The 13,510-nt window shown below is 41.9% G+C and carries 9 protein-coding genes; 8 read left to right on the plus strand and 1 reads right to left on the minus strand.

Translation table 11 applies throughout. From position 1 onward, the window contains the following. Positions 1 to 18: 18 nt before the first annotated feature. The gene (locus ACY3FQ_RS04245; protein ID WP_279690542.1) at positions 19 to 1,611 is read left to right on the plus strand and encodes a flavin-containing monooxygenase; all 1,593 of its coding nucleotides are present in this window, start codon (positions 19 to 21) and stop codon (positions 1,609 to 1,611) included. Positions 1,612 to 1,759: 148 nt separating this feature from the next. Here the strand turns inward: ACY3FQ_RS04245 and gltA are convergent, their stop codons facing one another. Continuing rightward, on the minus strand, positions 1,760 to 3,034 hold the full coding sequence (gene gltA / locus ACY3FQ_RS04250) for a citrate synthase (RefSeq protein WP_004695551.1): 1,275 nt from the start codon (positions 3,032 to 3,034) through the stop codon (positions 1,760 to 1,762). 1,026 nt (positions 3,035 to 4,060) lie between these two features. Between gltA and sdhC the strand changes: the two genes are divergently transcribed. The 7 genes from sdhC to lpdA form a co-directional block, all read left to right on the plus strand. Beyond that, entirely contained in the window at positions 4,061 to 4,459 is a 399-nt protein-coding gene (gene sdhC, locus ACY3FQ_RS04255; protein ID WP_279690544.1) for a succinate dehydrogenase, cytochrome b556 subunit, read from the plus strand. After that, on the plus strand, positions 4,459 to 4,824 hold the full coding sequence (gene sdhD, locus ACY3FQ_RS04260; RefSeq protein WP_004695554.1) for a succinate dehydrogenase, hydrophobic membrane anchor protein: 366 nt from the start codon (positions 4,459 to 4,461) through the stop codon (positions 4,822 to 4,824). The genes sdhC and sdhD overlap by 1 nt, the downstream gene beginning before the upstream one ends. A 12-nt stretch (positions 4,825 to 4,836) precedes the next feature. Further along, a complete protein-coding gene (locus ACY3FQ_RS04265; protein ID WP_004695556.1) occupies positions 4,837 to 6,735 on the plus strand; it encodes an FAD-binding protein in 1,899 nt (632 codons plus the stop codon). Between the two features lie 14 nt (positions 6,736 to 6,749). After that, positions 6,750 to 7,460: a succinate dehydrogenase iron-sulfur subunit gene (locus ACY3FQ_RS04270; RefSeq protein WP_004982744.1), complete on the plus strand. Its 711-nt coding sequence runs from the start codon at positions 6,750 to 6,752 to the stop codon at positions 7,458 to 7,460. Between the two features lie 803 nt (positions 7,461 to 8,263). After that, positions 8,264 to 11,086 (plus strand): 2-oxoglutarate dehydrogenase E1 component, encoded by a 2,823-nt coding sequence (locus ACY3FQ_RS04275; RefSeq protein ID WP_279690562.1) that lies wholly within the window; start codon positions 8,264 to 8,266, stop codon positions 11,084 to 11,086. Positions 11,087 to 11,102: 16 nt separating this feature from the next. Beyond that, positions 11,103 to 12,317, plus strand: coding sequence for a 2-oxoglutarate dehydrogenase complex dihydrolipoyllysine-residue succinyltransferase (odhB, locus tag ACY3FQ_RS04280; protein WP_279690546.1), 1,215 nt, complete (start codon positions 11,103 to 11,105; stop codon positions 12,315 to 12,317). Positions 12,318 to 12,376: 59 nt separating this feature from the next. Next, positions 12,377 to 13,510 (plus strand): dihydrolipoyl dehydrogenase (lpdA, locus tag ACY3FQ_RS04285; protein ID WP_489773641.1); only part of this gene is annotated, 1,134 nt, incomplete at its 3' end.

Raw genomic sequence — 13,510 nt, forward strand, 5'->3', positions numbered from 1 at the left:
GAATAGAGAAAAATGAATATGGAAACGCAATTAGAGATAGAACAAGCAGATGTGCAAGCGCCATCTGATCAAATGCAAGATCAAACCACGACGCCGAAAAGTACGGAAGCTCAACCTAAGCAGACCCGTAAAAAGGCTGTGCTTCGTCCTAAAGCCGTACATACTTACGATACCATTGTTGTCGGGGCTGGGATTTCGGGCATTGCTGCGGCTTATAAAATGAAACAAGTGGGCTATCAGGACTATCTGGTTTTAGAAAAGGCAGAGAGAGTTGGTGGTACGTGGCGTGATAATAATTACCCTGGCTGTGGCTGTGATGTACCTTCGGCGTTGTATTCATTTTCCTTTGCACCTAGTCATCAATGGAGCCATTTATTTGCGAAACAACCTGAAATTTTAAGTTACTTGGAACAGGTGGTTGAGCAGTTTGAATTGCAAGACAAAATCCGCTTTCAGCATGAGTTGCTCAGTGCCAAGTGGAATGATGAGACGAATATTTGGCAACTCGAAACTTCTCAAGGGGCATATCAAGCACGAACCGTGATCTTTAGCACAGGGCCGATTACAGAACCATCCTTACCTAACATTAAAGGAATAGAAGAATTTAAAGGAGAGATGTTCCATTCAGCCCGTTGGAAACATGATTATGACTTAACTGGAAAGCGGGTCGCAGTGATTGGAACTGGCGCATCAGCGATTCAGTTTATTCCACAAATTCAGCCATTGGCGAAAGAGTTGATCGTATTTCAGCGGACTGCACCGTGGGTTTTGCCCAAAGCGGATATGCAGCTCAATGCCACAGTAAAGTCGCTGGTGGCCAGATTCCCGATGATTCAGCAAGGCTGGAGGAAGAGTGTTTCCAGTATTTTAAATGGGATCAACTTTGGGCTTCGTCACCCGTCACTGCTTGAACCAGTCAATATTTTAAGCCGTCAATTATTAAAATTACAAATACAGGATGACTCCTTACGTAAAGCCGTAACGCCTAACTTTTCGATCGGCTGTAAGCGACTTTTATTTGCCAATAATTATTATCCAGCACTGCAACAAGACAATGTCACGTTGTTGCCACAAGGTTTGGTCGAGATTGATGAGCAGAGTGTCATTGCGGCAAATGGGGAGCGATTTGAGGTCGATGTCATTATCTGGGGAACTGGTTTTGAAGTGGCACATCCTCCAATTGGCCAACGTGTATGGAATGCTCAAGGTGAGCGATTGGCCGACCTTTGGAAGGATAGTTCGCCAGAAGCGTACTTGGGTACAAGTTTGGAAAATGTGCCGAATGCATTTTTGGTATTGGGCCCAAATATCTTGGTCTATGACTCTTTTATTGGCATTGCTGAAGCTCAGATTCAGTACATTGTAGATGGTCTACTAAAAATGAAGCAGCAAGGCTTTAAACGTATGGTGGTGAAACGAGATGTTCTGCGTTATCACAATGCCAAGGTACAAACCCATTTGAAAACCACCGTATTTAACCGAGGTGGTTGCTCAAGCTATTATTTAGATCAAAATGGCCGTAACTTCGCGTCTTGGCCGTGGTCCTTGGCTGAGTTAAAGCAACGTTTATCTGCGCTTGAGCTAAAACACTACGATGTTGTTGAAGCTTAAAGTAGCCACATTAAGTATTAAAAAAAGCCTGAGTCTGTTCAGGCCTTTTAATAGTTTAAGGGTGTGATTCATGAATGGTAGGTTTAGAGTTCAATATATAAAAAAACCACCCATGCGGGTGGTTTTTTGTCTATCAACGCAGACCGAATTAACGGTTGATGTCGCGTTGAACTTCGCCAGTGTAAAGCTGACGAGGACGACCGATCTTGTATGGACCGCTGTGCATTTCTAACCAGTGGCTGATCCAACCAACAGTACGTGCAAGCGCGAAGATCACTGTAAACATTTCTGTCGGGATACCAATCGCTTTAAGGATGATACCTGAGTAGAAGTCTACGTTCGGGTATAGGTTACGTTTGATGAAGTATTCATCAGAAAGCGCGATACGTTCAAGTTCCATAGCAAGAGCAAGCTGTGGATCGTTGATGCCAAGCGCACCAAGAACTTCGTCACAAGTTTCTTTCATTACTTTCGCACGTGGATCGAAGTTTTTGTACACACGGTGACCGAAGCCCATGAGTTTAACTTCTTTAGTTTTCACTTTTTCCATGAAGTCAGCAACGTTCTCTACAGTGCCGATTTCATCAAGCATCTTAAGAACAGCTTCATTCGCGCCGCCGTGAGCAGGGCCCCAAAGTGCAGAGATACCCGCAGCGATACATGCATATGGGTTCGCGCCAGTAGAACCAGCTAAACGTACTGTAGACGTAGAAGCATTTTGTTCGTGGTCTGCGTGAAGAGTGAAAATACGGTCCATTGCTTTAGCAAGGATCGGATCTACTTTGTAATCACGGTCTGCTGGAGTAGCAAACATCATGTACAAGAAGTTTTCAGCGTAGCTTAAGTCGTTACGTGGGTAAACGAATGGTTGACCTACAGTGTACTTGTAGCTCCACGCAGCCAAAGTAGGTACTTTAGCAATTAAGCGGATAGCTGTAATTTCACGGTGATCAACATTTTCGATGTCTAAGTTGTTGTGATAGAACGCAGAAAGCGCACCAACTACACCAACCATGATCGCCATAGGGTGAGCATCGCGACGGAAACCATTGAAGAAACGGCTAACTTGATCGTGAACCATAGTGTGGTTACGAACTTTAGCATCGAATACTTCTTTTTGTTCAGCTGTTGGAAGCTCGCCATTGAGAAGTAAGTAGCAAGTTTCTAAGTAGTCAGCTTTAGTTGCTAATTGGTCGATTGGGTAGCCACGGTGTAAAAGCACACCTTTGTTACCGTCGATGAAAGTGATTTTAGACTCGCATGCAGCAGTAGCCATAAAACCAGGATCAAAAGTGAAGTGACCTGCGGCCAATACATCTTTAACGTCGATTACATCTGGGCCCAATGTGCCGCTGTAAATTGGTAATTCAATTTCTTTGCCATCAAGCTGTAAAACGGCTTTTTTGCCAGTTGCTTCAGACATTCAATAGATCTCCTGTCCTGGTGAATGATTTATCTGACTCGAAATACTCATCTTTTAATGCACGAATCAGACGGATTAAAAATTTGCTCTAAGAGTAGAGAGTGCTGAAATTTTGTCAATTATACTTATGGATAAAATGATGACTTCCGAAGTTATAGTTAAGATTTAATCCATTAAAATTTGCATAAAATCACAGCACCGACACACTATAATAAGTTAATTCAACGAGCAAGTGCATAAATAAAAAATGTTGCTGGCGCAATTGTAAGCAGTTTTATATTGAAAAAAGCGCTTGAAAAGAAACAGAATTCAAGTCGTCATATATTTACATTTATTATGATTCTCGTAACTTACGCATCATTTTAAAAAGAAAATGCTGCTTTCGTAGTCATTGTTAAAAACAATAAGTGACTCAAAAAAAATGATTTAATTGTATAAAAAATAGCTTATTTGGTATTTCGAAAACGGTATATCAGTCACTTTTTTTATTTATACGGATGTGAAAAATTGTTTTAATTAAAATTTATTACGAGATATTTCAATCTTGTAGGGGATTAATCTGTTGCACCAACATCATGCATATTTATGCCACTATATTAAAATAAAATAATGAACATTTTATATATAAATAAAAAATGATTAAAATAAAGCAGTGAAATTAGCCAGTTTTTAAAACAAGACTTTTTTGTGCATCATTAGTCTAAAGTCGAATTTTCCCATTTTTGTATAAATTTTAGCGCTTGAATTTGGTGTTTATTTTATAAAAACCAACCATATAGCTGAGATTTGAAGCTAAAGTATTGTAGCGCAAGGTATTTATCTATGTGTTAATGATTCTTATTTAAAGAATTTTTATGCAAAAAGGCCAAGGGCATTGTTTGTATTTTGATAGTTCACGTCTTATAATTCAGTGTCGTTTTAAGTTCAAACGCTATTTAATTTAGAGTTTTAAAGTAACTGCTGAACAATGCCAGCTTTCCTTCGAATTAATTCCAACAAACTCCGGATGGAGTTTTTACTTACAGGATGCCCGCTGTGAAAAGCAACAGACCTGTCAATTTGTCCATGGGTCAAGTTTTAGAAGTAAACTTAAAATCCCCTGTGGCTATTGCATCAATCTTACACCGTCTATCAGGTGTCATCGTATTTTTACTCGTACCGGTACTTCTATGGATCTTAGACAAGTCATTGTCTTCGCCTGAAGGATTTGCTCAAGTTCAGGCTATTTTTAATAGCTTCATTGTGCGTTTTGTCGTATGGGTATTTGTAGCCGGCTTAATTTTCCACTTTATTGCGGGTGTTAAGCACTTACTTGCAGATATCGGTATTACTGAAGAACTGCAAAGTGGTCGTATCGCAGCTACTATTTCATTGATCTTGTCTGCAATCGGTATCGTTGCGGCATTTGTATGGATTGTTATCTAATGAAAAGTGCTACTGGTTTAACGGGTTCAGGTTCTCGCGATTGGTTTATCCAACGTGTAAGTGCTGTCGTATTAGCGGTTTATACAGTTGTTGTTTTAGGTTGGATCCTATGCAATGGCGGTTTTAGCTATGAACAGTGGTACGGCTTTATGATGACAGCTCCAATGAAGATTTTATCTTTATTGGCCGTCTTATCTCTTGTTGCACATGCTTGGATTGGTATGTGGCAGGTATTCACGGATTATGTGACTACTCGTCAAATGGGTCCTTCAGCTTCAGGTTTACGCCTTGTACTGACTTCAGCAGTAATTATTGCTGTATTTGCATATGCGATCTGGGCAATCCAGATTTTTTGGGCGAATTGATAGGAATAGATCATGGGCGCTATAACCCCTAAAGAAGATTACACAAATATTCCACACGAAACTTTCGATGCTGTCATCGTTGGTGGTGGTGGTTCAGGTATGCGCGCGTCTTACCAACTTGCTCAAGCTGGTTTGAAAGTTGCTGTTTTAACTAAAGTATTCCCAACTCGTTCGCACACAGTTGCAGCGCAGGGTGGTATTGGTGCATCTCTTGGTAATATGCAAGAAGATAACTGGCACTACCACTTCTACGACACTGTTAAAGGTTCTGACTGGTTAGGCGACCAAGACGCGATCGAATTTATGACGCGTGAAGCGCCACAAGTGGTTTATGAGTTAGAACACTTAGGTATGCCATTTGACCGTAACGCAGACGGTACGATTTACCAACGTCCATTCGGTGGTCACTCTGCAAACTACGGTGAAAAAGCGGTTCCACGTGCATGTGCTGCTGCTGACCGTACAGGTCACGCACTTCTTCACACGCTTTATCAAAGCAACGTGAAAATGGGTACACAATTCTTTGTTGAATGGATCGCACTTGACCTGATTCGTAACGAAGCGGGTGATGTTCTTGGTGTAACAGCAATTGACCAAGAAACGGGTAAAATTGCAGTATTCCAAGCCAAAGCGACATTGTTTGCTACAGGCGGTGCGGGTCGTGTTTACCGTGCATCAACCAATGCTTATATCAACACTGGTGACGGCCTTGGTATGGCTGCGCGTGCAGGTATTCCATTGCAAGATATGGAATTCTGGCAGTTCCACCCAACGGGTGTTGCTGGCGCAGGTGTATTGTTAACTGAAGGTTGTCGTGGTGAAGGTGCAATCCTTCGTAACGATGCAGGTGAGCCATTCATGGAACGCTATGCACCTACTTTAAAAGACTTGGCGCCACGTGACTTCGTATCACGTTCTATGGATCAAGAAATTAAAGAAGGTCGTGGTTGTGGTCCGAAAAAAGACTACATCTTGCTTGATATGACGCACTTGGGTGCTGAAACGATCATGAAGCGTCTTCCATCTGTATTCGAGATTGGTAAGAAATTCGCGAACGTTGACATCACCAAAGAGCCAATTCCAGTAGTACCAACAATTCACTACCAAATGGGTGGTATTCCAACGAATATCCACGGTCAAGTGGTTGTGCCTGAAGGTTCTGAAACTGAAGCATTTGCAGCACATTATGACAAAGATAGCGATATCTATTCGACTAATGCGGGCGATCGTAATTTTACGAAACCTGTTAAAGGCTTCTATGCAATTGGTGAGTGTTCTTGCGTGTCTGTACATGGTGCAAACCGTTTAGGTACGAACTCATTACTTGACTTGGTTGTATTTGGTAAAGCTGCGGGTGAGCACATCATTGATTACGTGACTAAACATCACGGTGATGAATACCAACCGCTTCCTACGACTGTACTTGAGCAAACTGTTGCACGTATCCGTAAGTTGGATGACTCATCTACAGGTGAAAATGCTCAAGAAGTTGCAGATGCAATCCGTGACATCGTTCAAGACCATGCTGGTGTATTCCGTACAACTGCACTTCTTGAAGAAGGTGTGAAGCAGATTCTTGCGATTGAACCACGTGTACGTAACATTCACTTGAAAGACAAATCTAAAGTATTTAACACAGCGCGTGTAGAAGCTTTAGAAGTTGAAAACTTGTATGAAGTGGCTAAAGCGACATTAATTTCAGCAGCAGCTCGTAAAGAGTGCCGTGGTGCGCATACGGTTGTAGACTTTGAAGAGTCGCCAGATCACCCAGCTTACCCATATGGTCGTCGTGATGATGAGTGGATGAAGCACACATTATGGTTCTCTAGCGATAACCGTCTTGAGTACAAGCCAGTACGTTACAAGCCATTGTCTGTTGCTGCAATTCCACCTAAACCACGTACATTCTAATTGGGAGAAGTAAGATGAGTAGAGGTACTCGTACATTTAATATCTACCGCTACGATCCTGATAAGGATGCAGCGCCGTACATGCAAACTTTCAAGTTAGAGTTGACTGATAAGCATCGTATGTTGCTTGATGCACTTCTTGCATTGAAAGTACAGGATGAGTCATTAACATTCCGCCGCTCATGCCGTGAAGGTATTTGTGGTTCGGATGGTGTGAACATCAATGGTAAAAATGGTTTAGCGTGCCTTTGGAACCTAAACGACTTACCAGAAGTGATTACAGTGCGTCCTTTACCTGGTTTGCCAGTGGTTAAAGATTTAGTTGTGGATATGAATCAGTTCTACGATCAGTACAACAAAATTCATCCATTCTTGATTAATAATCAACCTGCGCCACCAAAAGAGCGTTTACAGTCTCCTGAAGAGCGTGAACACTTAGATGGTTTATATGAATGTATTCTTTGTGCTTGTTGTTCAACTTCATGCCCATCATTCTGGTGGAACCCAGACAAGTTCTTGGGTCCTTCAGCGTTGTTGAATGCATACCGTTTTATCATTGACTCTCGTGATACAGCAACTCAAGAGCGTTTGGCTCGTCTAGACGACCCGTTCTCGCTATTCCGTTGTAAAGGCATCATGAACTGTGTATCAGTGTGTCCTAAAGGTTTGAATCCAACTAAAGCAATCGGTCATATCCGTAACATGCTTTTAGATGCTGCGGGTTAATCTCTAGGCTGATTTATCAGTTAGAAAAAGCACACCTTTAGGGTGTGCTTTTTTATTTTATAGCTAGATTTTTGCTGTAAAAATAAAGTTGAGTGAAAGCGTGAGCTTGGCACTATTTTTGTTTGTGATAGGTGGCTTTTGTGGAAATTGCACCAGATTGGTGAAAAGCGCGACGATTTAAAACAAATGTCATAAATAAGTGCAAGTATGAGTCTGCAAAAAAAGTTATGAAGATGTTAAGATGGATGTGGTTGATGGGGAGGGCATATTGAAAGATGATGCTCTCTTTTCGTATGTGTTTTTTGGAGTAGACTTTGGTCTACGTTGAAACTCGGTTTTATTTAAAGCACCATATATTAGATGAAATTTTGATATGTGTATTTCGCCAATTTATGAAAGGTATGTGTCAAAAAAATCAATTGAAATATGGGGAGTATGTTAAAATTTTTGCACATTTATATTTAAAAAATGCGCGCTAAATATGTACATTAATTCAACATTTAAGCTGCATTAGAGCGAGTATAAATGAAGAGTTAGTCGCTTTAGAAAAAATAATGCAATGCCTTATTTTTTCTAAGTCGATTTGCAAAAAATTGCTCGGTTTTGGCCGGGTATGAATGAGTGATGATGCCGCTGAGGGCGTTATGATTCATTGTCACATTGGGTAATTCTAATGTAGTGATAACGCCTCATGGCATCCGCCTTATGGGGACTAATGTCATGTTACCAATTTGACATTACTAATCATGGGTTCGCTTAAAAAGCATCCTGAAATGTTTTTGCAATAGGAAATGGGTCCACAAATGCAAGAAGTTGCTGACGCATTGCGTCTTGACACTGAACTTTCCGCTGATAGTGCAGCGTATATTGAAGAACTTTATGAGCAGTACTTGGCTGCACCAGACTCAGTAGAAGCTGACTGGCGTGCATACTTCGATAAATACCCGAAAGGTGATCAACCACACAGCAATGTACGTGAGCAATTCTTATTACTAGGTCGTAATTCAAGTCGTGTTCAAGCAGTGGTACAAAGTTCTGTTAGTACAGAACATGAACGTCGTCAAATTGGCGTACTACAACTGATTGCAGCGTACCGTAACCGCGGTCACCAAAAAGCGAAGCTTGATCCTTTAGGTTTGGCAAAACGTGAAATCGTGCCAGATCTTGACCTTGCTGCACATGGCTTAACCCAATCTGATTTTGACACTGTATTCAATACAGGTAATCTTTTGATTGGTAAAGACGAAGCAACTCTAGGTGAAATGGTTCAAGCCATGGAAGCAACGTACTGTGCTTCAATTGGTGCAGAATACATGCACATTGTTGATACCAAGGAAAAACGTTGGATTCAACAACGCCTTGAAGGTGCACGTGGTCAATTCAACTTCACTGCAGAACAGAAAAAACACGTATTAGAGCGTTTAACTGCGGCTGAAGGCCTAGAAAAATTCCTAGGGAATAAATATGTTGGTGCAAAACGTTTCGGCGTGGAAGGTGGTGAATCTTTCATTCCAATGGTTGATGCTTTAATTCAGCGTGCAGGTTCTGTAGGTTGTAAAGAAGTGGTCATTGGTATGCCACACCGTGGTCGTTTGAACCTTCTTGTAAACATCATGGGTAAAAACCCAGCAGACCTATTTGGTGAGTTCGAAGGTAAGAGCTTACATAAAAAAGGTTCTGGTGACGTTAAGTACCACCAAGGTTTCTCTTCAAACGTAATGACTCAAGGTGGCGAAGTTCACTTGGCATTGGCGTTTAACCCATCACACTTAGAAATCGTCGGCCCTGTAGTTGAAGGTTCAGTACGTGCACGTCAAGTACGTCGTAAAGATATTGGTGGCGATGATGTATTGCCAGTAATTGTTCACGGTGATGCTGCATTTGCAGGTCAAGGTGTTAACCAAGAAACCTTCCAAATGTCACAAACACGTGGCTATACAGTGGGTGGTACGGTTCACATTGTGGTGAATAACCAAGTAGGTTTCACAACATCTGATCCACGTGATGCGCGTTCTACAGAATACTGTACGGACATCGCGAAAATGATCCAAGCACCGATTTTCCATGTGAACGGTGATGATCCTGAATCAGTATTGTTTGTTGCGCAATTGGCACATGACTTCCGTCATACTTTCCGTAAAGACGTTGTCATTGACATGTTCTGTTACCGCCGCCGTGGTCACAACGAAGCGGACGAGCCAGCTGCAACTCAGCCAATGATGTATCAAGTCATCAACAAGAAAACGACAACACGTGCGCTGTATGCAGACCAATTGGTTCAAGAAAGCGTATTAGACCGTGCTAAAGCAGATCAAATGGTTGAAGACTACCGTGCTGATTTAGAAGCAGGTAAGCACGTTGCAAATGCATTGGTACTTAAACCAAATACAAAAATGTTTGTAGATTGGGCACCGTACTTAGGACATGACTATACAGACGTATGGGATACAACATGTTCTGAAGATCGCTTAAAAGAACTTGGTCGCAAAATGCGCGAGCTTCCTGAAGGTTTTGTGATGCAGCGTCAAGTTGCAAAAGTGATTGATGATCGCTTAAAAATGCAAACTGGCGAAATTCCATTGAACTGGGGTGCTGCAGAAACTTTGGCTTATGCATCTATTTTAGATGATGGCTATTTGGTTCGTTTGACTGGTGAAGACGTTGGTCGTGGTACCTTCTCACACCGTCATGCAAAACTGCATAACCAAGTGGATGGTTCAACGTACATTCCACTTTGTCATATCAAAGAAAATCAACCACGTACTGCTATTTATGACTCATTGTTGTCTGAAATGGCGGTGTTAGGTTTTGAGTATGGTTATGCAACGACTCTGCCTAAGAGTTTGATCATTTGGGAAGCACAATTTGGTGACTTCGCAAACTGTGCACAGGTGGTAATCGATCAGTTCATCGCATCAGGTGAAACCAAGTGGGAGCGTGTGTGTGGTTTAACCTTACTTCTTCCTCACGGTTTTGAAGGTCAAGGTCCAGAGCACTCATCTGCACGTTTAGAGCGTTTCTTACAGCTATGTGCTGAAGACAACATGCAAGTGATGACACCGACTACGCCTGCACAGATTTTCCATGCTTTACGTCGTCAAGCGATTCGCCCAATTCGTAAGCCAATGATCATTATGTCACCGAAGTCTTTACTTCGTCACAAGCTTGCAACGTCTACTTTAAGTGAACTTGCAAACGGTACATTCCAAACTGTGATTGATGAAATCGACAATATCAACAAGTCAGATGTAACCCGTCTGGTTCTGTGTGGTGGTAAGGTTTACTATGACTTGCTTGAGAAACGTCGTGAGCAAGAGTTGAATAACACTGCAATCGTTCGTATTGAACAATTGTATCCATACCCTGAACAACGTATTGCTGAAGTTCTTGCTCAATATCCAAATGTGAAAGACATCGTTTGGACGCAAGAAGAGCCGAAGAACCAAGGTGCTTGGTTATTTATTGCTCCTCGTCTATATGATGATGTAATGAAGTCGGCTAAACCAGTACGTATCAGTTATGCAGGTCGTGAAGCTTCTGCTGCACCGGCTTGTGGTTCACCATATTTGCATGCAAAACAACAAGCTCAGCTCGTAAATGACGCTTTAGCGATCGTAGCTGAATAACAGGAGATTCTTAGTAATGGCAACCGAAATTAAAGCACCGGTATTCCCTGAGTCAGTTGCGGATGGAACAATCGCAACTTGGCACAAACAACCAGGTGAAGCAGTATCACGTGATGAAGTGATCTGTGATATTGAAACAGATAAAGTTGTTTTAGAAGTTGTTGCTCCTGCTGACGGTACAATTGCATCGATCATTAAAGGTGAAGGTGACACAGTTCTTTCAAATGAAGTGATTGCACAGTTTGAAGAAGGTGCTGTATCTGGCGCTGCGCAAACTGAAGCAGTTCAGTCTGAAGCGAAAGTAGAACAAGCGGTTGTTCAAACTGAAGCGGGTGCTGCACCAGTCGTTGAACGTGCTCAAGTTGCTGATCAAGCGCCTGCTGTGCGTAAAGCATTGACTGAGTCTGGCATTCCAGCTGCTGATGTTGCAGGTACAGGCCGTGGTGGTCGTATCACGAAAGAAGATGTGGCAAATCACCAAACTAAACCAGCAGCTCCAGCTGCAGCACCATTAAGTGTTGCTGTAGGTGAGCGTATTGAGAAGCGTGTTCCAATGACACGTCTTCGTAAGCGTGTTGCTGAGCGTCTGCTTGCTGCAACGCAAGAAACTGCAATGTTGACGACGTTTAACGAAGTGAACATGAAGCCAATCATGGAAATGCGTGCACAATACAAAGACGCATTTGAGAAGCGTCACGGTGCGCGTCTTGGCTTTATGTCTTTCTTTGTTAAAGCTGCAACTGAAGCGCTTAAACGCTACCCAGCAGTTAACGCTTCAATTGACGGTGATGACATTGTTTACCACGGTTACTATGACATCGGTGTAGCAGTATCTTCTGAGCGTGGTCTAGTTGTACCTGTGCTTCGTGATACAGACCGCATGAACTATGCTGAAGTTGAAAATGGTATCCGTGACTTTGCTTACAAAGCACGTGATGGTAAATTGGGCATCGAAGACATGACTGGCGGTACGTTCACAATCACCAACGGTGGTACTTTCGGTTCATTGTTGTCGACTCCGATCTTGAATACACCACAAACTGCGATTTTGGGTATGCATAAAATCCAAGAGCGCCCTATGGCTGTAAACGGTCAAGTAGAAATCTTACCGATGATGTATTTAGCGCTTTCTTATGACCACCGTCTAATCGATGGTAAAGAAGCTGTAGGTTTCTTGGTAACAATCAAAGAATTGTTAGAAGAACCAGCTAAATTGATCCTTGACCTTTAATTCTAAAGAATAAAACATGGGCTTAGAGCGATCCTCTAAGCCCATTTTTGGAGATAAAAATGTCTCAACAATTTGATCTTGTTGTAATTGGCGGTGGCCCAGGTGGTTACGAAGCAGCAATTCGTGCAGCGCAGCTTGGTTTTAAAGTTGCGTGTATTGAAAAACGTATTCACAAAGGCAAACCATCTTTAGGTGGGACGTGCTTAAACGTGGGTTGTATTCCTTCTAAAGCTTTACTTGATTCTTCTCACCGCTACGAAGATACAGTTCATCATTTAGATGATCACGGTATTACAACAGGTGAAGTGAAGTTTGACTTGGCTAAACTTCTTGATCGTAAAGATAAAATCGTAAACCAATTAACTATGGGTATCGACGGCCTTCTTAAAGGGAATGGTATCGAATGGTTAAAAGGTACTGGTAAATTACTTGCTGGTAAAAAAGTTGAGTTTGTTTCTCATGAAGGTGAAACTCAAATTTTAGAGCCAAAATATGTGATTCTTGCATCTGGTTCTGTGCCTGTAAATATTCCTGTAGCTCCTGTTGATCAAGACATTATTGTTGATTCAACTGGTGCTTTAGAATTCCAAGAAGTTCCTAAGCGTTTAGGTGTTATTGGTGCTGGCGTAATTGGTTTAGAACTTGGTTCAGTATGGCGTCGTTTAGGTGCTGAAGTTGTTGTATTTGAAGCAATGGATGCATTCTTACCAATGGCTGATAAAGCATTGGCTAAAGATTACCAAAAATTATTGACTAAACAAGGTTTAGACATTCGCGTAGGCGCTAAAGTTGCAGGTACTGAAGTTAACGGTCGTGAAGTAACCGTTAAGTACACGCAAGGTGGCGAAGAAAAAACTCAAACTTTCGATAAATTAATTGTTTGTGTTGGTCGTCGTGCTTATGCAGAAGGTTTATTGGCTGATGATTCAGGTATTAAACTCACTGAACGTGGTTTAGTTGAAGTGAACGATTGGTGTGCAACTTCTGTTGAAGGTGTATATGCAATTGGTGACTTGGTACGTGGTCCAATGCTTGCGCATAAAGCAATGGAAGAAGGCGTAATGGCTGTTGAACGTATTCACGGTCATGCTGCACAAGTCAACTATGACACAATCATTTCTGTAATCTATACACACCCAGAAGCGGCGTGGGTAGGTTTAACAGAAGAGCAAGCGAAAGAAAAAGGCCATGAA

It is taken from the genome of Acinetobacter sp. AB03, from assembly GCF_058107045.1.

Coding starts and splice junctions, on each gene's coding strand:
- ACY3FQ_RS04265 (WP_004695556.1), top strand. CDS start 4,837: ATGGGCGCTATAACCCCTAAAGAAGATTACACAAATATTCCACACGAA.
- gltA (WP_004695551.1), bottom strand. CDS start 3,034: ATGTCTGAAGCAACTGGCAAAAAAGCCGTTTTACAGCTTGATGGCAAA.
- sdhD (WP_004695554.1), top strand. CDS start 4,459: ATGAAAAGTGCTACTGGTTTAACGGGTTCAGGTTCTCGCGATTGGTTT.
- ACY3FQ_RS04270 (WP_004982744.1), top strand. CDS start 6,750: ATGAGTAGAGGTACTCGTACATTTAATATCTACCGCTACGATCCTGAT.
- ACY3FQ_RS04245 (WP_279690542.1), top strand. CDS start 19: ATGGAAACGCAATTAGAGATAGAACAAGCAGATGTGCAAGCGCCATCT.
- odhB (WP_279690546.1), top strand. CDS start 11,103: ATGGCAACCGAAATTAAAGCACCGGTATTCCCTGAGTCAGTTGCGGAT.
- sdhC (WP_279690544.1), top strand. CDS start 4,061: ATGCCCGCTGTGAAAAGCAACAGACCTGTCAATTTGTCCATGGGTCAA.
- ACY3FQ_RS04275 (WP_279690562.1), top strand. CDS start 8,264: ATGCAAGAAGTTGCTGACGCATTGCGTCTTGACACTGAACTTTCCGCT.